The organism is Lentzea alba, from assembly GCF_047445655.1.
Classification (GTDB): domain Bacteria; phylum Actinomycetota; class Actinomycetes; order Mycobacteriales; family Pseudonocardiaceae; genus Lentzea; species Lentzea alba_A.
Window position 1 is genome coordinate 231790 of the sequence record NZ_JAJAEG010000001.1, and the last position, 25224, is coordinate 257013.

17 protein-coding genes and 1 pseudogene are annotated in these 25224 nt (G+C 69.7%); 12 read left to right on the forward strand and 6 right to left on the reverse strand.

Features of this window, described 5'->3' with window-relative positions; all coding sequences use genetic code 11:
- The first annotated feature begins 5 nt into the window (after window positions 1-5).
- Window positions 6-1349, forward strand: coding sequence for an IucA/IucC family protein (locus tag LFM09_RS01120; RefSeq protein ID WP_414094301.1), 1344 nt, complete (start codon window positions 6-8; stop codon window positions 1347-1349).
- On the opposite strand, the gene LFM09_RS01125 is transcribed toward LFM09_RS01120, so the two are convergent.
- The 5 genes from LFM09_RS01125 to LFM09_RS01145 all read right to left on the reverse strand — a co-directional run bounded on the left by LFM09_RS01125 (window position 1346) and on the right by LFM09_RS01145 (window position 8355).
- Window positions 1346-2848 (reverse strand): sigma-70 family RNA polymerase sigma factor, encoded by a 1503-nt coding sequence (locus tag LFM09_RS01125; RefSeq protein ID WP_414094302.1) that lies wholly within the window; start codon window positions 2846-2848, stop codon window positions 1346-1348. The genes LFM09_RS01120 and LFM09_RS01125 overlap by 4 nt on opposite strands.
- A gap of 85 nt (window positions 2849-2933) precedes the next feature.
- Entirely contained in the window at window positions 2934-3932 is a 999-nt protein-coding gene (locus tag LFM09_RS01130) for a hypothetical protein (protein ID WP_414094303.1), read from the reverse strand.
- Complete coding sequence (locus tag LFM09_RS01135) at window positions 3919-5019, reverse strand: alpha/beta hydrolase family protein (RefSeq protein WP_414094304.1); 1101 nt, start codon at window positions 5017-5019, stop codon at window positions 3919-3921. The genes LFM09_RS01130 and LFM09_RS01135 overlap by 14 nt, the downstream gene beginning before the upstream one ends.
- A 49-nt stretch (window positions 5020-5068) precedes the next feature.
- Window positions 5069-7348, reverse strand: a complete 2280-nt coding sequence (locus LFM09_RS01140; protein WP_414094305.1) for a LuxR C-terminal-related transcriptional regulator — start codon at window positions 7346-7348, stop codon at window positions 5069-5071.
- 155 nt (window positions 7349-7503) lie between these two features.
- On the reverse strand, window positions 7504-8355 hold the full coding sequence (locus LFM09_RS01145) for a hypothetical protein (protein ID WP_414094306.1): 852 nt from the start codon (window positions 8353-8355) through the stop codon (window positions 7504-7506).
- Between the two features lie 125 nt (window positions 8356-8480).
- On the opposite strand from LFM09_RS01145, the gene LFM09_RS01150 reads away from it, so the two are divergent.
- On the forward strand, window positions 8481-8915 hold the full coding sequence (locus LFM09_RS01150; RefSeq protein WP_414094307.1) for a hypothetical protein: 435 nt from the start codon (window positions 8481-8483) through the stop codon (window positions 8913-8915).
- A 44-nt stretch (window positions 8916-8959) separates the two neighbouring features.
- On the opposite strand, the gene LFM09_RS01155 is transcribed toward LFM09_RS01150, so the two are convergent.
- Complete coding sequence (locus LFM09_RS01155) at window positions 8960-9307, reverse strand: hypothetical protein (RefSeq protein ID WP_414094308.1); 348 nt, start codon at window positions 9305-9307, stop codon at window positions 8960-8962.
- Window positions 9308-9484: 177 nt separating this feature from the next.
- On the opposite strand from LFM09_RS01155, the gene LFM09_RS01160 reads away from it, so the two are divergent.
- The 10 genes and pseudogenes from LFM09_RS01160 to LFM09_RS01205 all read left to right on the forward strand — a co-directional run bounded on the left by LFM09_RS01160 (window position 9485) and on the right by LFM09_RS01205 (window position 25154).
- Complete coding sequence (locus LFM09_RS01160) at window positions 9485-10015, forward strand: NUDIX domain-containing protein (protein ID WP_414094309.1); 531 nt, start codon at window positions 9485-9487, stop codon at window positions 10013-10015.
- Window positions 10016-10876 carry a cobalamin-binding protein gene (locus LFM09_RS01165; RefSeq protein ID WP_414094310.1) on the forward strand — a complete coding sequence of 287 codons (861 nt, stop codon included), beginning with the start codon at window positions 10016-10018 and terminating at the stop codon, window positions 10874-10876.
- A complete protein-coding gene (locus tag LFM09_RS01170; RefSeq protein ID WP_414094311.1) occupies window positions 10867-11838 on the forward strand; it encodes a D-cysteine desulfhydrase family protein in 972 nt (323 codons plus the stop codon). Before LFM09_RS01165 ends, LFM09_RS01170 begins: the two co-directional genes overlap by 10 nt.
- Before the next feature lie 329 nt (window positions 11839-12167).
- A pseudogene (locus LFM09_RS01175) lies at window positions 12168-12800 on the forward strand (VWA domain-containing protein); the annotation flags it as partial.
- 1611 nt (window positions 12801-14411) lie between these two features.
- Window positions 14412-17567, forward strand: a complete 3156-nt coding sequence (locus LFM09_RS01180) for a tubulin-like doman-containing protein (protein WP_414094312.1) — start codon at window positions 14412-14414, stop codon at window positions 17565-17567.
- Between the two features lie 11 nt (window positions 17568-17578).
- A complete protein-coding gene (locus LFM09_RS01185; RefSeq protein WP_414094313.1) occupies window positions 17579-19747 on the forward strand; it encodes a hypothetical protein in 2169 nt (722 codons plus the stop codon).
- Window positions 19744-20742, forward strand: a complete 999-nt coding sequence (locus tag LFM09_RS01190) for a hypothetical protein (RefSeq protein WP_414094314.1) — start codon at window positions 19744-19746, stop codon at window positions 20740-20742. The genes LFM09_RS01185 and LFM09_RS01190 overlap by 4 nt, the downstream gene beginning before the upstream one ends.
- Window positions 20739-21812: a TRAFAC clade GTPase domain-containing protein gene (locus LFM09_RS01195; RefSeq protein ID WP_414094315.1), complete on the forward strand. Its 1074-nt coding sequence runs from the start codon at window positions 20739-20741 to the stop codon at window positions 21810-21812. Before LFM09_RS01190 ends, LFM09_RS01195 begins: the two co-directional genes overlap by 4 nt.
- Before the next feature lie 79 nt (window positions 21813-21891).
- Window positions 21892-23916, forward strand: coding sequence for a DUF4231 domain-containing protein (locus LFM09_RS01200; protein WP_414094316.1), 2025 nt, complete (start codon window positions 21892-21894; stop codon window positions 23914-23916).
- On the forward strand, window positions 23913-25154 hold the full coding sequence (locus LFM09_RS01205; protein ID WP_414094317.1) for a toll/interleukin-1 receptor domain-containing protein: 1242 nt from the start codon (window positions 23913-23915) through the stop codon (window positions 25152-25154). Before LFM09_RS01200 ends, LFM09_RS01205 begins: the two co-directional genes overlap by 4 nt.
- Window positions 25155-25224 lie beyond the last annotated feature (70 nt).

Here is a 25224-nt window from a genome sequence, read left to right on the forward strand (position 1 = left end):
TGGCGATGTGTCAGTATCGGATCATTCTCACGCAAACGCAGGTCGAGAAGGAATTCGCCGCCGCACTGGACGGTGAGCGCGCCGAGCGGTTCCTCGCGGCGCTGCCGGGGGCTCGCGCGGCGGTTCTCGCACGCGTCGAGCGGGCGCTCAGGATCGAGCCGTTGCCGCAGGTCAACATCGACACGGCGCGCTATCAGCACCCGGTCGACCTCCTCAGCGCGCTGGCCTGGACCGGCAGCGAGAACCTGATCCGAGAGGTCGCTCACAGCGTCGCGGGACTGGCCCTCTCCCGCACAACGAACCCGCTCACGACGCCATTCCTCGAACGGTCGTTGGAGGAGCACGAGCAGAGCGTGGTCGACGGCCATCCGCTGCACCCGTGCTGCCGCAACCGCACCGGCTTCACCGCGCTCGACCACCTCGCCTACGGGCCTGAGCACCGGCCCGTGGTCGCGCTGCGCCTGCACCGCCCGGAGCATCACGTCGTCCACGGCGACTGGCCGGACGAGCTGCGCGACGGCGAACGGATCCTGCTCCCGCTGCACCCGTGGCAGGCCGATCGCCTTCGGATGCCGTCGGTCGGCACGCTGGACGCGGCACCCCTGATGGCGCTGCGGACCCTGTCGGCCGGGCCGTGGCACGTGAAGACCACGCTGAGCGCGCAGATCACCTCGGCCGTGCGGGACATCTCGGCCGGTTCGATCATGGCCGCCACCGCGGTCTCCGAGTTCCTCGACGGTGTCGTGGAAGGCATCGAGCTGCAGCACAACAGGGCGGCCGCCGCGATCCTCACGGACGGCTGGCCGAACCGCGAGCTGGGTGTGATCCTGCGGGACAAACCCGTGGCCCACCCCGGCGAAACGCTGCTGCCACTGGCCGCCCTGACGCGCGCGACGATCAGCGACCCGGTCGAGTGGCTGCGCGAGTTCGCCGAGCTGGCGGTGCCGCCGTTGATGACGCTGCTCGCGCGCGGGGTGGCGTTGGAGGCGCACGAGCAGAACCTGCTGGTGGGACTGGTGAACGGCAGGCCGCGCCGGGTGATCTACCGCGACCTGGCCGACATCCGCGTGAGCCCGCGCCGGCGCCTGCCCGAACGTCTGCACGCGAGCCCGGAAGCCTTGCGCGCCAAGACGTTCGCGACGTTCTTCGCCACCGCGATGACCGGGCTGGTCAACACCCTTGAGGCACCCGACGAGGAGCTCTGGGACGTGGTGGCGAAGTCGGTGCCGGACACGCCGGACCGGCACGCGCTGCTGCACGAGCCGATCCCGGCGAAGCCACTCACGTTGATGCGGCTCGACCCGAGCACGAAGGCGTGGGCGCTGCTGCCCAACCCGTTCCGGCGCTAGCCCGCGAAGTCGTGCGTCAGCCAGACCGTGCCCTCGGCGTCGCGCGTCACCACGATCCCGACCCTGGTGAACTTCTCGCTGAGGATGTTGCGCCGGTGCCCGTCGTTCGGCGGCTTCTCGTCGATCATGCTCTGGGTCAGCCCGAGCGCCTGCTTCGAGATCGGCTCGAGCGCGTTGGCCACCGGCCCGCCCATCCCGACGTTCTCCCCGACCGTGCTCCACTTGACGCCCGCAGCGGTGGCGCGCTCGCCGAGCCCGGACTCGCCGGGGCACTTGTGCGACAGCCCACAGCCCGCGATCATCGCCTTGTTGTGCCGGTCGGCGGCGGTGACCAGCGCCGGGTCCATCGTCATCGGCGGCAGTCCCGCGGCTGCCCGAGCGGAGTTGATCAACGCCAGCACGCGCTCTTCGGGAGTGGCGGGCTTCGGAGGCGGCGTCGTCGTAGTGGTGGTCGTCGTGGCCGTCGTCGTGGTGGGCCCGACCGAACTCGACGATGACGACACCAGACTCGGTGAAGGAACAGTGGCCGAGCTGGACACGACCGTCTCAGCGGCCAACGCGGTGGCGGGACGGTCCGCGGGAGACAACACCACCGCGCCGACCACACCGACGACCGCGGCCACCAAAGCGGCACCGCTCGACACCATGACGGGCTTGGCGGCCGCGAAGTGCGCGATCCGCTGGAACACACCCGCAGGCGGTGCCAGGTTCTCCAGCAGCTGCGGCAGGTACCCCGCGGGCACCGTGAGCAGCGCGGCACCGGTCAGGACGCGCTCGACGGGCACCCGGTCGGCATCCCCCGTCTGGCACGACCCGCACTCGTCGATGTGCCGCAGCAACCGCTTGCGCCACACCGGCTCGGGCCGTCCGGACCAGCCCTCCGCGGCCCGGTCCAGACCGGCGCACCGAGGTTCGGCGGCCAGTGCCCTGACCAGCACGCGGATGACTTCGAGCCGGTTCTTCAGCCGGCTGACGCGGACCGTGACCGCGTGCGCGCCGAGGTGCAGCGCCTCGGCCACCTCGGCACGGGTCAGCTGGCCGGCCCGTTCGAGCGTCCACAACGCCAGCAGCTCGCTGTCCGCGGGGTCGAGCCACCGCGCCGCCTGGTCGATCTCACGGCGCTGCTCGGCGAGGTGCAGGCGGGACAACGCGACCTCGACGAACTCGGCGCCCGGATCCGGCCGGTCGTACTCCTCCAGCGGGGCCGGGGCGGCGTCCCGGCGGCGGTGGTGCTCGCGGATCTGGTTGATCGTCACGGCGACCAGCCACGACCGCAGCTTCTCGGGCTCCCGCAGCGACTCGATGCCGCGGATGACCCGGACCATGGTCTCCTGCACGACGTCGTCCACGTCGGCGGCGGAGGACAGCGCGCGACCCGCGATGTTGTACACGAGAGGCAGGCCGGCCTCGACGATGGCGTCGAGCGCCGCCCGGTCACCGGCCCGTGCCGCGACGACCTGCGCCACGTCCACCTGCCCCAGCCACTCCCGACCCGTCACGGCCACACACCCTCACCTCGCCGACGTTTCCCGTACGTGAACGGAGACCGGGGAGGCTCGCACCGGGTCACAGAAACCGGGCCTGTTAGTGACTCAAGTCACATTCGGCGAGCAGTACCTCACGGTGTTGCCACGCCAGCGACAACAGCGCGGCGCCGGCGGCCTGCGTCGGTTCGTGGTGCACGAACCGTTCGACGTTCTCGGCGTTGAACGCAAGCCCTTCGAGCACGCGGCCCTCGTCGTTGTGGGACACCAGATCGCCGAACAGCACGTCGAACCGCTTCGCCTCGATCACCGCCACGGTCAGCATGTCGGTCGCGAACGTCAACGGGTCCACACCCATGCCGAGGCACGACACGCGCGCCGCCGCGGTCAGGTCCTCCACGAAGGCCGGCGAGATCGGCTCCCCCTCGGGAGCGCCCAGCAGCTCCTCGGCGAACTCGCGGACCATGCACTGCCACAACGAGAAGCCTTCTTGGAACACGCCGACCGGCAGCACCTGGTACATCCCGCCCGCGTGCCCGACCTTGCGAGGGTCCCGCCAGTGCAGGAAGAACGTCGCGTCACCGGTCGCCTGGTCGTGCCGGATGGTCAGGGTGCTGATGGCGACGTTGGTCGGCCGCCGCGCCGGATCACACGGATCACCGACCGCGGCACGGAGAGGCAACGACTCGATGTGCCCGAGCTCGCGCGCCGCGTACTCGTGCGCACACGCCTCCCCCACGTCGATGCCGTCGAAGTACGTGCCGTCGCCGAACGTCAGGGTCTGCCCGGTGAAGCCGAGCAGCCGGTAGGTCGGCCGGTTCTGGAACACGGCGGGCGCGGCCAGTTTCGCCATCGCCTCGGAGTAGCTCCCGAACCCGTCGGGCAGGAGGTGCGCACTCGCGAGATCGAACTCGCGCGACTGCCCACGTTCCAGCGAGAGATCACTCAAAGGCACTGGTTCGGACGTCCAGGTGGCGAGCAGCGGGGTGTCCGCGACCCTGGGCACGTCCCGGTACTCCCCGGCGGCCTGCACCGCCAGCGCGTGCCGGTGCTCACCCAGGTGGGCGCGGACTTCGAGCCACTGCTCAGACGTCGGCATGCCGCCATTGTCCGGCCAGCCAGTCGCGGATCACCGGCCACGTCGAGTGGTTCGGGTCGACCACGTCGAAGTGGTTCGCGTCCGGGATCCGCCGCAGCTCGGCCGACGGGTGCCCCGCGTGCTCCAGCGGGATGACGTCGTCGTTCTCGCCGAGGATCTGCAGCAACGGCACGGTCAACGGCTGGACGGCGCGGGCGTACCGGTCCGGGACGTCCTCGCGGTGCCCGCCGAACAGCGCGTGCGGCATGCCCTCACCGGCCAGGGCCGCGATGACCGGCCCGAGCTCGGGGCGTGCGGCCTCCGGAGCGTCCGCGGGCGGCGGGGCGTCCGGGTCGGCGAGCTCGGCACCGGCCTTGCCCGCGTCGGCGGTGACCACGTCCAGCAGCTCAGCGATCGACACGGCGGACAGGAACTGCACCTTGGCGTCCGTGCGCCCGGCCGCCCAGACCGCGAGCTGGCCGCCAGCGGAGTGCCCGACGACCTGGACCCGGCTCAGGTCGAGCGCGGGGTGCGGGTCGGCGACCGCGTCCACGGCCGCCGCGACGTCGTCGAACGTGCCGGGCCAGCCGCCGCCCTCCTCACCGAGCCGGCGGTACTCGACGTTCCAGACCGCGTACCCCTCACCCACGAGCGCGTCGGCGAGCCGCGTCGTGCCGCGACGGTCCCACAACGCCGTCCAGTAGCCGCCGTGGACGAGCACGATCACCGGGAACGGGCCCTCGCCCGCCGGCAGGTACAGCTCACCGACCTGCGACGGATGCGGCCCGTACGCGATCGTGCGCACCGCACGGTCTGCCGGGTCGTCGTAGCGGGCGCCGCGCTCGGAGCTGACGACGGCCGCGATCGTGCCGAAGAAGGTGGCGATCTCCGGCTGGTTCGCGCCTTTGAGCTTGGACTCGTCCCACGCGGTGTCGTCGATCCACTCGACCGCGTCCAGCCAGGTGTCGTCGGAGAGACGGATCAGGCGTGCGGACAGGAACCCGCGGCGGTCGCGGCGGAAGGCGTCGAGCATGCCGGGGCGGGCGGCGAGCATGGCCGTCGTGCTGCCGGGCTTGACGGTGAAGGTGGTCAGTTCGACGACGGACATCGGCGTTCCCCCCACTCAGATAGTCACCAATCTTGACTATCATCAATCCTTACCACAAGGGGTTGTGACGCAGCTCCTGCCGTGAACTGATCGAGAGCTTGCGGTACGCGGCCGCGAGGTGGCTCTCCACCGTGCGAACGGACAGCACGAGCGTCTGCGCGATCGCCCGGTCGGTAAGGCCCGACGCCGCGTGCCGCACCACCTCCAGCTCCCGTTTGGTGAGCCCGAACCGGTCGTAGCGCTCGGCCTTGACCAGTTCCTCGAACCGCCGCGCCTCGGCGAGCATCCCGGCCTCGCGATGGGCCTCCGCCGCGGCCCGCAGGTCGACTCCGGAACCCGAAGCGCGGGCGCAGACGCCGATCGCGCGAGCCCTGGTCCGCGGTGCCTCGAAGGTCCGGTCGCCGAGCACGTGCACGGCTTCGGCGGCCGCACCCAGCTCCGCCGCCGAGGCGAGGTAGAACACCATGCAACGCAACGATCCCGCCTCTTCCGCCTCTCTGGCTGCCGCGAGGTGCAGAGCGGCTTGTCCAGCGACCGCCGCGGATGCCCACAGCCCGAGGCCGGGCAGCACCGCCACCTCGTCCGGCTTCCGTTGATCCAGCAGTGCTCTCGCCGTTTCGCCGCACCCGGTGGACGCCTCGGCCACGACGAGGTGGGCGATCGCCTCGGACAGGAACGCTCCCCTGCCGTTGGTCTCCGCGAGGTGGGTCTCGCGGAGGAACGCCAGGTCCGGGGCGCAGTGCGTTTCCGCGGTGAGGAGGGCGACCGACTTGGCGAGGCCGCGGTAATGCGGCGACAGGTCGGCATCAGCGGTCAGCTTGTTCATCGCTACCGCGGCTTCGTGCGGACGGTCCGCCAGCGCGAGGGCGGCGGCGCTGACGAGGGTCGCCCTCACCCACGCGGTTTTCGGCGGGTCGTTCGCGAGGACGCGTTCGGCGCGGGCCAGCGCGTCGGCCGGGCGGGCGGAGAACAGCGTCACGACCGCCGCGGCTGACTCCAGATCGGCGTGAAACCGTTGGCACATCACGGTGTTTTCGATGAGTTCGAGCGCCTTTGCCGGATTTCGGTCGCACCAGACGGTGAGCGAGGCCTGCGCCAGCAGCACGGCCAGCAGGTCGTCGTCGTTGCGAACCCGTTGTGCCGCAATGCGATGCGCCTGCCAGGCCTCCTCGGGCGAGCTGGACTCGGCGTGCGCGTCGGCCAGAACCAGCGCTGCCTGCGGGCCCGGATCGGCGGCGAGCGCCCGTTCCGCGAGCTGCACGGCGAGTTTCGGTTGATCCAACAGCACGGCCCGTGCGGCTGCTACGAGCTGTGTCGGGTCGGTCGTGCCGGAGTCGAGCAACCAGTGGGCCCTCTGCGGTCCTGGATCGGCGGCGAGAAGCCGGTCCACGAGACGACGTCTTCTCAGCGGCGTGAGGTGCGGTGCGGCGGCGGCAGCCAGCAACGGATGTGCGAGCCGCACGGTGCCTGCCTCGCCGTTGACCAGACCACGTTCCTCTATCTCAGCGACGCCCTTGTGCGAGGCGACCTCGCTCAGCACGTCCACGGCGACCGGTTCGCTCAACACCAACGCGCAGAACGCCTCGACACCTTCCGCGGACAGGCCGTTGATCTGGTCCTGCGTACTGGACACGGGCGGTAGTTCGTCGTCCTGCCACACCCACACGCAGCCGGACCGGGTGAGCTTGCCGGTGAGCAGGCCGTGCTGCACCAGTTCGGTCAGGTGCCGCCCGTTGCCCCGGCTCCACCCCCACAACAGGTCCGCGGTGCCCGGCGCGATCTCACCGTCGAGCCCTTCCGCCAGTGCGCCCGCGGTGTCGTCGCGATCGAACGGCTTGAGCGGCACCTCGTCGAGGAGCCCGTCCTTGGCCAACGCCCTGACGGCATCCGGCGCCGCGTCGAGCCTTGCCGTGACCACCAGCTTCGTCGTCGTCGGCGCCAGCGCGAGCAGTGTCGTCGCGGAGGCCTCGTCGAGCAGGTGCGCGTCGTCCACGACGAGCAGCGACTTTGGGCCGAGCTTGCGCCGCAGGGCGTTCAGCACCGTGATGGGGTGCAGTTCGGTGAGGTCGTCCGGGAGGAGCGCGATCAACGCTCCGAACGGAATCGAGCGGCCCGTCTCCGTCGCGACCACCCAGTGCACCTCCGCGCCGGACAGCGCCGCGAGACACCGCGCGAACCACGTCCTGCCGACGCCGTGCTCACCGGTGACCAGCACCCCGCGCGTGCCGATCCGCTTGACCGCGAAGTCGAGCTGCGGCTCGCGCCACCGCCGGCCGGTCGTCTCGATCGCCGTCGGACATCTGCGCACGGCGAGCTCGGCAGGGTTCATGCGCGAAATGGTGACAGCCGCCGGGGTCGGCGGCGAGCAATTTCGTTGAAGCTTCCCGTTTCCCGATCAGTCCACAGTGGAGCCCAGGGGCCTTTGACCAGGCCCCTGGGCTAAACCGTTCAGTTAGTGGAGACCTGTCAGCTGGCGCAGCCGTGTCAGCTGGCGCAGACCTGCCAGTTGTTCAGGCCCCACGAGTTGCTCGTGCCGTCGTCGTCCTCGATCGCGAACAACGACACCTCCTGGCTGCTGTTCGGCAGCATCGCCATCATGTGCGCCTGGCCGAGCGAGTCGGTCAGGTCGAACATGGGCCCGAGCAGCTTCTTGCCCGCAGGGCACGTCCGCGACGTGGACTTGCTGAGGGAGTGGATCGGCCCCGGCTTGTTGACGATCTCCCACCCGACCGGCTGGAACGCGCAGACCGCGTAGGCGTCGAGGAACCAGTTCTTGGACGTACCGGCCTTGCCCTCGAACGCCTTGGTGAAGACCTGGTTGGTGCCCGGCAGCAACTCGTCGACCAGCACTTCACCCTGCGCGCCGGTGACCCCGAACCCGCCACCGACGACGACCTTGCCGGGAGAACACGTCGCGACCGCGGGCTTCTCGAACTCCGACCCGATGTTCGCGCTGCGGCCGAGCTTGATCTCGTACCCCGGCAACGGGTTCGAGCACACCGCGAACGCCTTGACGCTCCACGGCCCCGACGTCCCGTTGGCGTCCTCGCGAGCGGTCACGAGCACGAAGTGATCCCTGATGATCATCTCGTCGATGACGACCGACCCGTTCTGGCCGGACCCGACCGCGGTGGTGAACCCGCCGCCGAGCGCGACCATGCCCGCCGGGCAGTTGGCGACCGAGTCCTTGACGGCGGTGGAATCGAGCGCGCTCTCCTTCCCGTCCACCTTCACCGTGGTGACCGCCAGCGCTCCTACCGGTGCCGCTTGTGCGGTGGCCGTGAGCGTTGCGATCGCCACCAGTGCTGAACCGAGCAGCGCGCCTAACCTGCGCATCCGAGTTTCCCCCTTCGCTGTGATTGCTTGCGGGTCACAGTTCAGCTGGCGGGGTGCGGTGCGCACATCCGTGGAGCGGTACGGAGATTTCCGCGCACGGGTACGGAGACTGGACAATCAGCGGCATGGGGGAGGTTGCGCGCAGTCAGGGCAAGATCGTGCTCGTGTCCGTCGGGCTGGGGGTGGCGGCCGGCGGGTGCGCCGCTCTCATCGCGGTGCTGTGGAGATGGCTGGGGACCGCTGAACGGCCCGCCGCCGCACCACCGAAGCCGCTCGCGACCTTGAGCCTGGCCGCGATCGGTGTGTTCGTCTGCTGGTTCGCCGGAGTGGCGGTCGAGGCCTTCTTCGGCTGGACGCTGGACTACTTCTTCGACGGCGACCGGGTGCCGTTCGGGGCAGGCGTCGTGGGCGGGGCACAAACCATCTTGGGCGTTGTGACGCTGTGGGCCGACCTGTCCTCGTCGTGGCTGTGGCTCGGGGCGGCGTTCTGGGCCGCGTTCGTCGCGGTCGCCGCCTTCGCGGCCGGGCAGCGGGAGTTCCTGCTGGACAGGCGGAAATGACCGGGTCACCCTGACTGACCCGGTCTCCGCTCTATGAGGCTTTGTCAGGCCCGCCAGCGCCTGGACGCGTGGACCACGTCGCCCACAGCACGAGCAAGACTGCCGTCGGCGTCGACGTGGCGCTCGTACTCGGCCGGAAGCGGCTTGGCCACCTCGGGCGGTGCCTCGTACGGGTCGCTGTCTTCCCAACGCAGCCTGCGCGCCGTCTTGACGAACGCGACCGCGGCGGCCAGCAAGAGCACGCCGATCGCGACCGGCCACAGGACCGATTCCGCGATGGCGATGGCGAACTGGACCTGGGCCACCACGACGAAGACGACCGTCAGTCCGACCACCGACCACGGGGCCGAACGTGAGTCCCGTCTGCGCTTGGCGGCACCGGTTGCCCCCATTGGCGTCACCTCCACCGATGTTGCCGTGGACATCGGCGATTGATCGCACGGAGTTACAACGCCAAGCGTACTCCCTGGTCGTTTGGTTGCGGACCGTCATCGTTGGCAGTCCACCTACCAGGCACGAATCCGCACACGCCCCGTGCACGATTCACCCGGCGGTGTGATCATCAACCCGTGTCAGCTCAGCACGCGGGAGACCCCGCCTCATTCGCCGCCGATGTTCTGGACGAGGGTCCGCCCGAACTCGAGTACGAGCCCGGCGTCGCCTCCCGCCGCCCCACCAAGACCTCGGCCGGCGGCGCGCTGATCCGTGATTCCACGGGACGTGTGCTCTTCGTCGTGCCCACCTACAAAGCGGTGCTGGACATCCCCGGCGGCATGACGGAGGACGACGAGTCCCCGAAGGCCGCCACGGTCCGGGAGATCCGCGAGGAGCTCGGTCTCGACATCGCGTTGGGCCAGTTGCTCGTGGTCGACTGGACACCGCGCAACGGGGTGTGGCGCGACTGCCACCAGTTCGTGTTCGACGGTGGCGTGGTCTCCGACGCCACCGCTTGCGACCCCGAGCTGGAGGCCGTGGTGTACCTGACGCTCGACGAGGCTCGGTCGCGCATCTACCCGTCGTTGCACCGGCGGCTGACGCTCGCGGTGAAGGCGCTTGAGAGCGGTTCCACGTTCTACGCCGAGTTCGGCCGGGAGGTCTAGGTGCGGATCGTGTCGCTGCTGCCCGCCGCCACCGACATCGTCGCCGAGCTGGGCCTGATCGACCACCTCGTCGGGCGCACCCACGAGTGCGACTGGCCAGCCGAGGTCGCGAACGTCCCGGTCGTCACGAGCACCGGGATCGACCAGAACACGTTGAACAGCCGGGAGATCTCGGCGACCGTCCACCACGGCTCGTCGCTGTACGGGTTGGACGCCGACCTGCTCAACGACCTCAAACCGGACGTGATCCTGACCCAGGACCTGTGCGACGTCTGCGCGATCTCGTACGAGAAGGTCACCGAAACCGTCCGGGTGATGGACGTCGGCCCGAAGGTCCTCAGCCTCGAACCCTCCACATTGGACGACGTGCTGGACTGCCTGAAGACCGTCGGCGACACCCTCGGCGTCGACAGCGACGACAGGATCGCCGCCCTGAAGCACCGCATCGACGCCGTTGAACAGCAGACTCGGCACCTCCACCACCCGAGGGTCGCCGCCATCGAGTGGCTCGACCCGGTCTGGCCCGCCGGGCACTGGGTCCCGGAGCAGATCACGATGGCCGGCGGCACTCCTCTCATCGCCGAGAAGGGCGAGCACACCAAGCCGATCACGTGGCAGGTCGTCCACGACGCGAACCCGGACGTCGTGCTCCTCATGCCGTGCGGCTTCCCACCGGAACGGACGCTGAAAGAACTCCCCGACCAGCAGCTCCCGGAAACGTGGGTGCTGGACGGCCCGGCCTACTACAACCGCCCCGGCCCGCGGGTCGTGCGCGGCATCGAGGTCCTCGCCCACGTCCTGCACGGCGTCGGCCCCGCCCCCGGCCCGGGAGAAGCAATTAAGCTCGCCCCATGGACCTGAGCGCCTTCCCCCGAGTCACCCTGGGCAGCTGGCCGACCCCGCTGGACGAAGCCCCGAGGCTCGCGAAAGCGCTCAACAGCCCACGAGTCCTCATCAAGCGCGACGACGTGAACGGCCTCGGCGCCGGCGGCAACAAGCTCCGCAAGCTGGAGTTCCTCCTCGGCCAGGCGATCGAGCAGGGCGCGGACACGATCATCACGTTCGGCGCGCTGCAGACCAACCACGGCCGCCAGACCGCCGCCGCCTGCGCCAAGCTCGGGCTGAAGTGCGAGCTCGTCCTCACCGCCAAGGTCCCGATGAAGGGCGACGCGTACGAACGGTCCGGCAACATCGTGCTGGACCACATGTTCGGCGCGAACGTCCACATCTGCGCGGACGCCGAAGAAACCGTCAAGGCCTACGAGAAGGTCAACCACGACAAGGCGGTCACACTCCCGGTCGGCGGCTCGAACGGCCTGGGAACGCTCGGCTATGTCGCCGCCGCCCAAGAACTCATCGACCAACTCGATGACCGCGGCATCGACAACGCCCTGATCGTCGTGCCCGACGGCAGCGGCGCCACGGCCGCGGGCATCGCGCTCGGCACCGAACTCCTGAACTGGTCCGGCAAAGTCCACGCCGCCAGCGTGTCCCACTCCGCCGAAGACGCCGGGCAAGAGCTCAAAACCCTCGCAACCGAAGCCGCGGAACTCCTCAAAGCACCAGCCCCGAAACTCGGCCACGTCACCGTCACCGACGACACCATCGGCCCCGGCTACGGCATCCCCACGCCGGACATGTGGAGCGTCCTGAAGCTCTTCGCCGAGACCGAGGGCGTGATCCTGGACCCGGTCTACACCGGCAAGGCCGCGGTCAAGTTCCGCGAGCTCGCTCCCCAGAGCGAAGTCCCCGTGGTGTTCGTCCACACGGGTGGTCTCCCAGGTTTCTACGGCTATGCCCCGGAAGCCGTCGCCCAGTTCTGACCGCCCTTCTCATAAACGCAACCTATCGATGCGTTTCATTGCCACACCTGACAAAACATCGGGCAGCTATTGTCCAGGTTTTGTCCATGATTTTTGCCCAAATGACCGGGCATAATCGCGCCCATGCACGCCCACGTTTCACCGCCGACCAATTTTCACTCGCACGGCGCAGTCAGATTCAATCCATGCGCACTGGAATACGTTGACCAGCACTTATTAACGGGACCGGGAACCACAAAAACGCGGTAACAAGCCGCCGCACGCGCTCGATCGAAATACCGCGACCCGCCCGAGCTACATTCCACCAGCGTCAGTGGGTGAATTGACTCATGCGTCCCTCAGTGCTCGCCTCGACAGCAGTCGCGTTACTGCTGGCCACACCCATACCCGCAGGCGCGGCACACCGACAACAACCCGAGCCCGTCATCACGCCCGCGAACATCGTGGTGCTGGTCGACGAGTCCAGCAGCATCAGCGCGCAGGACATGGACCGGGAACGGGAAGCCGCCGCGCTCATCGCGCTCGGCGAGTTCGCGCCGTCCAGCACCATCGCGGTGGTCGGGTTCGGCAGCGACAACGGCGGGCAGTCGCCGGTCGACGTCGTGTGCCCGCCCAGCACCGTCGCGACCGCGCAGGACCGCCAGCGGCTCAGCGACTGCACGAGAAACCTGAGGAGCCGGACTCCTGGCCAGGGCGAGGGCACCGACCACGCGGCCGCGCTGCAGCAGGCGCTCAGCTACCTGCAGGGCGACAAGAACGGCCCGAAGCTGATCTTCCTGCTCACCGACGGCAAGCTCGACGTCTCGGACAGCCCCAGGTACGGCCCGGACAACATCGGCGACCAGCGCAACCGCACCGCGTCCGAGCTCATCGGCACGCTTCTCCAGCAGGCCAACAAGGAGAAGGTGGCGGTCTGGCCGCTCGGGTTCGGCAACGTCGACCAGGCCCAGCTCGACCGGTTCGCGAAGGGCTCGTTCCAGGGGCAGTGCGGCGTGAAGTCGCCGACGCCGACTGCCACCGTCGTCAGCAGCAGCGCGGACGTCGCCCAGGCGCTCATCAGGGCGTTCCAGGCGGGCCGATGCGTTGGCGCGGGCGACATCCAGCGCACCCCGCTCAGCAGCGGCGGTACGGCGGAGGCGAAGGTCACCATCCCGGTGATCGCCACCGACGGCTCGATCCTGGTGACCAAGCACGACTCGCGCATCTCGGTGTCCTATGTGGACCCAGAGGGCAGGACCGTGCCGAAATCGGGAACACAGGGCGACTCCACGTTCCAGGTCAGCGGTGAGAACGGCGCGGTCGAGGGACTCAGGATCGTGAACCCGTTGCCGGGCACGTGGACCGTGAAGATCACGTCGGCGCCGGGTGTGCCGGCGCTCGACGTCAGCACGGTCGTGATGTACCAGGGCGCGGTGCGGTCGAGCATGACCGTGAACCCGCCGGCGCCGCAGGCCGGGCAGGAGGTCACGGTCGCGCTCAGCCTGCAGACCAGGAGCCGTTCGATCACCGACCCGAACGCGCTGAAGGACCTCGCCTTCACCGCCGACGTCACCGGAGACGGCTTCACCACACCGATTCCGCTCAACGACAACGCGCAGAACGGCGACAGCCGCGGCCAGGACGGCGTCTACTCCGGCAAGGTCGTCATCCCGGACCAGGCGAAGGGCAACGTCAAGTTCACCGGCACGGTCGCGGGCATCGGCATCAGCAGCGACACCAGGACCGTCGACGCGGCGCTCGTCACCGGCCCGCCCGCGCTGACCGCGCTCACCACGTTCGGCAACACCGACTGGCAGGTCGCGCCGGGCGACACGGTCAAGGGCACGGTCACCGTCACGAACAACTCCGGTCGCGCCCGCAAGGCCCGGATCATCATCGGCGACACCGCGCCCGGCACGGTCGCGAGCATCCCCGGCGAGCAGACCGTGCTCGAAGTGCCGCCGTCGGGCACCAGCACGTTCGACTTCGACCTCGCGTTCGCGGACAACACCGTCCTGGGCGCCAACGCGTTGACGGTCAAGGTCGTCGACGACGAGAACCCGGACGACGTGATCTACGAGTGGCGGATCACCGCCAACGTCGAGAAGCCGCCACCGCTGGTCCCGATCGCGATCATCATCACCGTCGCGGCCGTCCTCACCACCGCCCTGGTCCTCTTCATCTACCGACGCAGGCGGCGCGACGTCCGCGGGCTCGTCGTCTACCTCTACGACGGCCACAAGTCGCGCGGTGACCTCGCGGCGCCCGAGCAGCCGTCGCCGGTGTTCCGCTTCCACCTCGGCGAGGTGCAGGCCGGTATTCCGCAGCTCGCACACTCCGCGGGCGGTGAGGACAGCTACGAGCTGCGTCGCGTCGGCGGACAGCTGCGGCTGAGCACTCCCTACGGCGACACCCAGGACCTGCAGCTCGGTCAGCGCGTGGACGTCAGCCCGGCCCTGTCGATCGAGGTGCTCGACGAGCACGCCCCCATCACCTTCACCGACGACCAGGACCCGTTCCCGGCGGCAGAGCAGGAAGACCGGCCGTCCGGCAGCAACCACCACCTGCTCTAGCCCCACCCCGGAAGGACTTCGATGCAGATCTACCAGCCCATGCTTTATGTCGGACTGGGTGGCACCGGCTGTCGAGTCGGGGCCGAGCTGGAGCGCAGACTGCGCGAGGAGCTGTGCGGACCGGACGGCACCGAACTGCAGAACCGCATGCAGGGCAAGAACTTCCTGCCCTACCAACTGCCTTCGTGCCTCCAGTTCGTCTACGCGGACCTCAGCGAGGACGAGTTCGGCTCGCTCGAACGCCGGGTCGTCCCCGATCCCGAGTACCTGCCCGCCGCCGAACGCACGATGCACCTCGTCCGAGAACTCGTGCCGCACCACGACACCTACCCCGAGGTCGCGCGCAGCCTGCGCCTGGCCGCGTCGAAGTACGTCGACACGTGGCTGCCACCGCCGACGGGCGAACCGCGGATCGGCCCGCTCGCCCGCGGCGCCGGCCAGCTGCCGACGGTCGGCCGCGCCGCGCTGTTCGAGACGTTCCGCGGCGGCACGTCGGCCGCGCAGGCCCCGTTGCGCAAGGCGATCGGCTCGATCAACAACTCGCTGGGCGAGCTGGCGCTGCTCGGCGGCGGCAAGAGGTCGTTGTCCTGCGACGTCTTCGTGGCCTTCTCAGTCGCGGGCGGCACCGGCAGCGGGATCTTCTTCGACTTCCTGCACCTGATCGGCGACGTCTTCGCGCACCAGGACTACCGCGCCCGCGTGTTCCCGCTCGTCCTCATGCCGTCCGCGTTCGACGAGGGCCTCGGCGGCGGCCGGGCGGCGCGGCTCAACGCCGGCCGGTCGCTGCTCGACCTGTTCCGGTTGGTGGACGACCAGAACGCCCAGGTCGCGGGCACCGAACTGGACAGCTCCGGCATCAGCGGGTCGCTCGCGGTGAAGTACCCGGAGCGCGAGGAGATCCGGCTGCGCGCGTCGACCGTGCAGACCGCGTTCCTGTTCGGCAAGGGTGCCGGCGTGCAGCGCGAGGACCTGCACCGGTCGATCGTGTCGCTGGTGCTGTCGTTGATCGGCACGGACCTCGGCACCGACGGCGACGGCGGCAGTCAGGCCATCGCGCAGACGTACATGAGCTTCGCCGACTCGTTCATCAACAGCGCCGTCGAACGCGAGGTGCCCGCCCCGACCGGCATCGGAAACCGGGGGGTGTCAACGAGTTCGGTCGCGTCGATGACCGTGCCGGTCGACGACATCGCGGACATCATCAGCTCCCGCCTGCTCGCCGCCGCGGTCAACGAGCTGGACGAGCCGGGCACCGGGCAGGCGGAGAACAACTCGACGTTCATCGAGCGGTTCTTCACCGAGTCCAACTTGGACCCGCTGCGGTTGCGCGCACCGGTGCCGATCAACGACGTGTCGGCGGTGGCCGGAGCCGAGGCCATCGCCCGCGCGCTGGCGACCAGGGCCCGCACGATGGAGTCCGGCCTGCGCACGCTGGACCAGCAGCTGACGCGCCAGATCCCGGACATGGTGCAGACGTTCGACGCGGGCCGCGCGGTGAAGTCGTTGCTGGGCGAGGTCGACCTGTTCCGGCTCAGGCGGATCCTCAACGGCCACGAGGGGCTGACCGACGAGCCGAGCGCCTACGGGTTCGCCAAGATCCTCGAAATGCGCCGCGGTGAGCCCGTGGCGCCGCCCGGCATGACGCTGAACCCGCCGGTGTCGGCCGGCATCAAGGGCAAGTTCCTGCGCAAGCTGCAGTTCTCCGACCCGGCGGTGCGGGCGGCGCTCGCCCGGCAGGACGAGTGGTACGCCTGGCGTGCCAGGCGGGTCTGGCACGCCGCGTGGAACGACCAGGCGGTGCGCTGGGACCTCAAGCTCAAGGCCGTCCAGCAGCAGGTGCTCTCGCTGGTGACGGCGTTCGAGGACCACGCACGGCAGAGCGAGCGCAGGTTCACCGCCCGCGCCCGCGAGCTGTACCAGCAGCGGGTCGGCGTCACGTACCTGTTGCCGCGTCAGGGAGACCTCGAACCGTTCTACCAGGCCGTGGTGCGCCGGTTCGTCGACTACTACGTGCACCAGGGCGGCAAGCTGCGGCCGACCGCGACGCCGGGCGACCTCGTGACCGAGATCCTCGGTGAGGAGGGCTGGAAGCACGCGTACGACATGGTGCTGGACGGCCGCGGCCCGGCGATGGCGGTGGCGCACGTCAAGGACCGGGTGAAGCAGGCCGTGAAACGGCTCTTCTCCTACCGCGACGGGCAGCACCGGCCGTTGCTGCCGGCGTTGCAGGACCTGCTCGCCGCCGCGGCGGGCAAGCCTGGCGTTCGGGTCGGCGACGACGAGCTGGCGCAGTTCCGGGAGAAGCTCGCCGGGCTGGTGCCGGGCGGGTTCGCGCCCAGTGGCACCGGGCGGCTGCGGATACTGTTCAGCTACCCCGCGTCGGCCAAGGACTTCGAACTGGAGAAGTTCCTGCGGCAGGAGGTCTCGCTGCCGCGGCAGGACGCCGTGGTGGAGTTCCGGCCGATCGCGGCCGAGTCGATCACCGTGGTGCTGTTCCGCAGCTCGATGGGCCTGACCGAGGTGCCGGAGGTCCGCGAGGTGCTCAAGCACTGGTCGGACGCGCTGAAGAACGAGGAACAGCAGGACTTCCTGCGCTGGCGCCAGCGCCTGGGCTACGACTTCGGTTACCTGGCCACGATTCCCGAGCACCGCGAACGGATTCTGCACCACCTGCTGTGCGCGGCGTGGAACGACCAGATCTCCGTGGTGGGCGACGAGGACTCGCCGTCCGCGATCACCGTCAAGCTCGGCGACGGCGCGCAGGCCAGCATGCGGCTGCCGCTGGAACCGTTCGGGCGGATGTCGAGCTGGGCCAGCCTGCTGTCCGCGTACGAGGCGTGGGTGCTCACCGACGACGAACAGATCCGCCGGGACTTCTGCGCCAAGCTGATCGCGACCACCCCGCACGGCGTGGATCGGCGGCCGGACAAGCCTTCACGCCTGTTCGACCGGATCATCGGCATGGCCGCCGGCGAGCTGGACCGGGTCGACAGCGAGCTGAACCAGCGCACCGGCGAGAGCGGCACGCGGCGACTGCACGCGGTGCGCGAGTTCTGGGACGAGACGCTGCCGGGCGCGCTGCGGCTGCCGTTCCGCGGGGTCAACAACCCGTTGCAGGACAACCTGCACGACCTGCGCGAGTGGGTTGCCCGCGACCCGGAATGGCTGCGCCCGTGAACCCTGATCCGGTGATGACGCTGGACCTCCGCACGCCGGAGGGCCAGGCGTACGCGCAGAACCTGCAGCGCCGCAACGCACCCGAGCTCGGACCGTCGAGCCGGGTCCTGGTGGTCGACACCACGGACGCGTTGAGCGAGCACCACGTGTACTTCGAACGACTCGCACGACTTCCCCAGGTCACCGGCGTCGTGCTGGTGGCGGTCGGAGGTATCGACCCCACCGGTGACGGCCCAACGCTCCGCACGCCGTCCGCGCTGGCCGGGGTCGGAGTGACGCTCTGGGTGGGCGACGGACCCGGAGTGCCGTGGGAAGGCGGTTCGCAACGACCCGGCGCCGGTCGTGGTGAGTCCACTGTGGACGACCTGCTGGCCGCCCTGCGGTTCCCGAAGGTGTTCGACCGGGTGTTCGCGGACGTCGGCGTGATGCCGCACCAGGCCGCGAACCCTGGCCTGGCCGTGGACTACGCGACGGTCGAGCCGGGCATGATGCGGGCGCTGAAGCTGCGGGCGTTGCGGCAGCTCGTGGCCACCGGTGTCGCTGCACGGCTGCACGACCGCGAGTCGACCGAGCTGACCTCGGTCGTCCGGTCCGCCACCGAGGGCGACGCGACCTCGGTCCGGCAGGGATCGCCGCTGCACGAGGCGATGGCGACGGCCCAGCGCGAGCTGCAGGCCGCCGCGCGGTCGATCGAGAGGTGGCGGAGCTGGCGCGGGCTCTTCGGCCTCACGAAGGCGCATCGCGTGGTGCTGGACCGGCTGTCCGCGGCCGGTGACGCGCTGCTGCGGCACCACCGGGTGGCGCGCAGGGCGTTGGAGGACGTCGACTCCAGCCTGGGCGAGGGTTATCCGCCGCCGAGCGAGCTGGTCGAGCAGGGCCTGCCCACGCCGGCGCCGGTCAACTCCGAGGAGATGGCCGAGTCGGTGCGCAAGGCCGTGACGACCGAGCTGATCGGCGGCCGCACGTTGCCCGGCATCGCCGAGCAGGCCCGCAGGCTGGGCAACCAGCTCGGGGCCGCGCGCAGCCTCGCCGTGACCGAGCAGGACTCGGCCGCGGACCTGGAAACCTGGGCGCGCGGGCTGATCTCACCGCCACCGGTGAAGGTGTGGCCGGCCCCGGTCGCCCACCTGCTGCCGGTGATGGTCCTGACCTGCCTGCTCGGCACGGCGCTGCCGGGGCTGGGCGCCTGGCCGCTGCTGCTGATGATTCCACTGTGGACAGGCCTGATCGCGTTGCTGTCGGTCAACTCGCCGGTGGACATCGATCTCGGGCTGATCTACGGCGCGATGGCGTTCGCGTCGGCCGTCGGCGCGGCGATCGGGCTGCGCTATCCGGCCGGGTTCTCGTTCGAAACGCTGGTCAGTGCCGGAATCCTGGTCCTGCTGGTGAGCGTCTCGGTGGTGTCCTCGTACCTCGCCTGGCGCAGCGTCGTCGACCGGTGGCGGGACGCGATTCCGTTGCGCAAGGCGGTGAACGCGAACAAGCGGCTGTCCGAGCAGGTGTCGCGGACGATCGAGCAACGCTGGTCGCCCGCCGACCGCGTCCGTCGGCTCGCGGACTCGCTGCTGGTCGTCGCGGGCGGGGTCGACGCCGTGGTCGAGGTCTTCACCGACGTGATCGAGCACGTCAAGGACTCCGACAGCGAGCACACGTTCGGCGGCGACCGGTCCGCCGGGCTCGCCGAGGTGCTGCACCACGACCTGGTGGCGATCACGCTGGAGGTGCTGCGGCCGTCGTTCGACGCGATCGCCTCGCGAATGCCGCTGTCCGGCGACTCGCACCGCTCCCTGTTGCGGGCACAGGAACTCGTGGCCGACTACAACGACCACCTCGAACACTCCGGACTGCGCGAGCTTCCGGCGTTCGTCACCGACGAGGGGCCGCGCCGCCGCCTGGCCGCGACGTTGTGGCAGAGCTCCGCGTCCTCCCGCCGAATCCTGCAACTCACCGAACGCAGCCGGATGACCCAGCTGTGCGCGGCCGAGGACGTCCGGCTCCTGCAGGCGGACGGCGCCCGGCTCGTGCACTTCGCGTCGGCGGACATGGACCTGCCGCCGATCGACGGCGGCTCCGACGAGGTCATCCGCACCAAAGGCGACGCCGTGGGCGCACTGCGGCTCACCCCGATCCTCGCGCGGTACGTACAACGCGAGGTGCACGCCCAGGGAGAGGCCCAGTGACTCACGCCGCCACCAACTACGACACGCTCGCGGGCCGAGATCCCGCGGGCCGCGAAACGTCCTGGCTGGTCCGCACCCTGGACGCGCTGCCGGAGCAGGACTCCGCTCTCGCCACCGAACGCGTCAAGACCCACGACGGCAGCACCCTGGTGCGAAAGTCGCTGCCCCCGACCACCAACCCGGTCGACCAGGCACTCGCGGAAATGCTGCTGGACAACGAGATCCGCGCGTTGACCCGGCTGCACGCCCGCTACCACCGCGCGTTGCCCGAACTGCCCAGGATCGTCGGTTACGACTTCGACTCCGCGGACCCGTTCGTGCTGCTGGAGCCGCCGATCGGCAAGTCCGTCGACGGCGGTCTGCGGACGTTGCTGATCGACGAACGCCGCCGGTTCATGATCGGTCTCTTCCGCGCTCTGGCCCAGCTCGACGCCGTGGACCTGGTGCACAGTTCGGTCGGTCTGTCGTCGCTGTGCTGGGACGGTGCGACGACCCAGCTGGTCAACCTGGAGCACGCGGTGAACGCGGGCGAGGCGCCGCGATCCGGCCTGTCCCGCAACGGTTCCGTCGCGCACCCCGGCCACGACGTGCGCGCGGCGGGCCGGGTCGTGTACGAGCTGTTCACCGGCAAGCACGTCGAGCTGGGCGACACCCCGGACCTGGCCTCCCAGCCCGAGGTGCTGGCGTCGTTGCTGCGCGGCGTGTTCGAGGCGGATCCGCGGCACCGGCCGACAGCGCTGCAGATGCTGGAGCGGCTCAACGACCGGGATCCGTTGCCGCGGCCGGTGAACGTGACGGCCGCTATGAAGCAGGGCTACGACCGGTTCGACGAGTTGCGGCCACCCAAAGCCCTCGAACCCGCTGTGCCGCAGCCGACCGTGCCACGACCTCCACGCGTCACGCCGAAACCGAGGCAGGTGCCGCTCATCCCGCTGGCCATCGTCGTCTTCCTGCTGGTGGGAGCGATCGCGACCCTGGTGACGGTGATCTGGTGACCGCATCGGAATCCGGCAAGCGCGTGCAGTGCCCGATCTGCCTGGAGTTCTTCACCTGGCGCGAGGACGAGCTGTACAAGCGGGTGGTCGACGACAGCGGCGCCCGCTGGGTCAAGGCCGACCTCTCCGGCATCAACAACCCGGTCAAGCGCAAGGACCGGCGCGCCCGCTGCTACGTGAAGTGCCCGAACCCCAGCAAGGAGAACCGCGAGCACTTCCTGCCGGTCTCGCACCGCGACCACGGCGACCCGATCGTCATCGGCCTGGTCGGCCGGCACGAGTCCGGCAAGACCCACCTGCTGACCGCGATGATCCACGAGGCGTTGCGCGGCGACCTGCGCCACCACGGGCTGACGTTCGAACCGGCCGACGAGCTGCGGCACGCGGCGTTCCAGCGCGAGATCGAACAGCTCATGCGCGGCAACAAGCTGCAGTCCACGAAGGAGCTCAAGGAGGATTTCGCCACGTACCTGCTGGTGCGCACGGCGGCGGGGAAGACCAGGCCGATCGTGTTCTTCGACGTGGCCGGGGAGGACTTCGTGCAGTCAGGGCAGCACTCTCTGGGCGGCCAGTTCGTGCTGGGCGCTTCCGCGTTGATGTTCGTCGACCACCCGGACGGTGCGGTGCCGGCGTTGCGCGGCACCCAGGAGATGAACAGCAATCCGGCGTTCTCCGGCGCGCTGGAACGCATGGGGCGGCGCGAGGACATGAAGTCGCTGCCGGTCGCGGTCGTGCTGACGAAGGCCGACGAGCTGCGCTACGAGCACCCCGTCGACCACTGGATCCGGCGTGACGACCTCCGTGAAGCTCTGGACGCGGAGGTGTTCCGCGCGGAGAGCCGTGACGTGTACGCGTTCCTCGACCGGTACGAGGCCCGGCCGATGCTCGACGTCTTCGAACGGTTCCACCGCAGCACGTTGCACGTCGTGTCGGCCACGGGTGCCGAGGCCAACGACGACAACCTCTTCCCGCGCGGGGTCCGGCCGGCTCGGGTGTTGCGGCCGCTGCTGGCGTTGCTGTCCATGTGCGGGCTGGTCGATCACCCGCAGGCGATGGAAGTGGGGACATGAACGGGACAGCACAGCCGCTCGTCGCGTCGATGTCGATCGACGGGCCGCCCAACCGCCGGACGAGCACAGGGGTGGGGACGTGACGTTGCACCAACTGCTCTTCGCCGTCAGCGACCTCAAAGGCATGGACCTCGTGGCGGCGTCGTTCCCCAGCCAGGACTACGACGCGTGGGACGGCTGGAACCAGAAGCTGCGGCTGCACGCCCGGCTGCTGAGCGAGACCGGCGGCAACACCGCCCCGAACACCTCGTTCAGCCACCTCACGTTCCCGGACGGAACTGCCGCGCTGCTGCGGCGATCCGGGCGTCCCGTCGACGTCGGCCGCAACATCGCGCACGCGCTCGTCGGCGATCACCGCGTGATCGACCGGCTGGTGCCGGCGATGACGACCTGCTGGTTCAAGTGGCTCGACGAACGCCCCCAAAGCAACCGCCTACCGGCCGTGACGATCGAGGAGTTCGATCCGGGCGTCCGGCCGAAGATGCTCGACGACCCGATCCTCGTCCCGATCCTGGCCCGGGCGGTGACCTGGCTCAGCGGCACGTTCAGCGTGATCGGCGTGCCGCCCGGCCAGGAGCTGCAGGTGCTGTGGACGTTGCGCACGCTGCTGCCGGATCGCGAGTGGACGTTCTCGACCTACGAGCAGAACGACGCGCATCAACCGAACCTGCCCCGGCTGATCTTCCTCCCCGACTGGCCGGCGCGCGAGGTCATCGTGCAGGAGGGCCGGCTCCGGGTCGACGTGCGCGAGGAACGGCGTCCGAACGACCGGGCCACCAAGATGGCCGAGGAACTGCTGAACCAGCTCAGAACCCGGGTTCCGGTGTCCTTGCCACCGACTGGCAACCACGTCGTGGTCCACCCGGTGGCCAACGCCGTCCCCGTGCAGGTCCCGGAACCGCCGCCGGTGGTTCAGCCGGTGACACCCCCGAAGCCGGTGTCCTGGCCGGACCCCGTCCTCCTCGACCTGGTGCACGGCGACGTCCCGCTGCCGTTGCGGCTCCTGCGGTTCCACGAACTGGCCGGGCAGGTCGACGGCGAGGCGTCACACGAGCAGATCAGCGCGTGGATCGAGGACCGCGTCAACGCGCCGGGCCCGTTCGCCGCCGCCCTCGTGGAGGCTCAGCGCGCCAAGGGTCACACCGGTTTCGACGTCGCGATCAGCCGCCGCTGGCTGGCCGAGCAGGGCGTCGAACCGGCCCTCCGGCCACCTCCCGAGACGGTGCTGCCCGCCACGAGACCACCGATCGACCAGGCGGCCGCCCGCGCGATGTGGGGCAAGCACGAGGCGTGGTCCCGCACCGCCGACCACCACAAGAACCTCGCGGTGAAGTACCGGATGGCGGTGCTCGGGACGCTCGCGGGCAGCGCGCTGCTGACCGTGATCGCGGCGCAGTTCAACCCGATGTGGCTGCCCGTCACCAGCATCACCGTCGCCGTGCTGACCGCGACTCTGGTCGTGGCCGGCATCTGGTTGCGCGCGGTCAGGGAACCCGCGGCACGCGAGCAGTGGACGACCGCCCGGATGATCGCCGAACAGGTGAAGGCCGAGGTGTGCAAGTACCTCGCGGGCTCCGCGCCGTACCGCGACCCGAGGGCGGTGTTGCTGCTCAGGCAGAACATCGACCGCGCCGAACGCGGCGAGACGATGCACGAGGTCGCCTCCGCCACTCCGCCGATCCACGACCTGCGGTCCTATGTGGAGCATCGCGCACGCGAGCAGGCCAAGTACCACCGCACGACCGCCAAACGCTTGCAGCGCGACCTGCAACGGCTGCGCATGGCCGAGTACCTCTTCCAGGGCATGGCCGCCGCACTCGCCGCGGCCGGTGCGGTGCAGGGCTACCAGCTCGCGGTCTGGGCGGGTCTGCTCGCCACGATCGCCGGTGCCGTCGCGGCCCACATCGCGCAGTCCGGCTACGAACGGCTGGTCGCCCGATACCGCCGCACGGCGATCGACCTCGACGAGCTGATCACCACGTTGCCCGACCGGAAGGATCCGGTGGCGCAGGACGGTTTCGTGACGAGCTGCGAACAGGTCATCGCCCGGCAGAACGACGACTGGCTGGCGCAGTTGAGTTCGCCCGCGAAGGGACAACCGTGAACCCCGAACTGTGGAGCGTCTTCCTCAGCCACAGCACCAACGACAACCGCGACGGCGTCGCCCGCGAGGTGCTGGAGCGGCTGCAGTCCGAGCTGGAGAAGCTGCGGTTCCACGTCTGGGTCGACGACACCGAGCTGCGTGAGGGCGACGAGTGGCGCAGGAAGATCCGCGACGCCATCGCCACCAGCCACGTCGGCGTCGTCCTGCTCGACGAGCGGGCGCTGCACCGAAGATATGTCCAGCACGAGGTCGACGTGATGCAGGCGCAGCCGTCCGGCCGCAGCTACCGGATCATCCCCGTGCTGATCGGCCTGACCCCGGAAGCCGTGCAGCACAGCGGCATCGAGCCGTTCAACACGCTGGTCACCGAGACCCAGTACGTCGAGCTGAAGGGCGAGAAGACCGTCGAGGGCGTCGTCGCCGAGATCGTGGACGTCCTCGGCAGCACAGAGCTGGGCCTGCTGCCGGACGGCGAGATGCGCCTGGTCAAACGCATCGCGAAGATGCTGCCCACCGATCCGGCCGAGGCCATCAGGCTGGCGGCGTTGTTCAAGAGCACGCTGCCCGTACCGCCGCTGCTCGCCACCGAGGTCCTCGCCCACCGGATGCTCGCGGCGCAGCTCGACTCCCCTGTCGGCGCGGTGATCCGGCACTGGCAGGCGCACTTCGTCCACGCGGACCGGGACTTCCGGCGCACACTCGTCAACCTGATCAAACCCAGCTGGATCACGCTGGACCAGGCCGAACCGATCGTGCCGCCACAGCAGGCCAGCAACCGCGTCGGCGTCCTGGCGACCGCTCCCGGCACCACACCGGAGCCGATCTCGGTGGAGGCGGGCGTGGACCTCGTGCGCCGCGCCACGCACTGCGACGACCGGGTCGGCAAGGTCCAGCCGTTCGCGCCGGTGCCGATGGGACCCGAGCCGTACCAGCTCGAAGAGGACCTGAGGAAGGTGCCGTGGGGCGCGGACAAGACCGGTCGCACGAAGTACCTGGTGCTCGAAGCCGGCAAGTTCCCGTCGACGCGGCTGGACGGCGTGCGGTGCGCGCACAAGCTGTGGCCGAACGTCGTGGTGGTGCTGGTGATCGGGCCGGACGCGGAGTCCGAGGACTTCGACGCTCATCTGGGCACGCCCTGCTACTGCCGGGCGTCGCTGCCGCGGGCCGACGAGGAGAAGGCGGCAGCGGCGATCGAGGAGATCTGCGAGGACTTGATGATCAACACAGGGGTGGAATGATGGTGACGGGCAGGGCCGCCGAGAAGATCTGCCGCAAGCCGGTGATCACCATGGGCGCAGTGTGATGGCG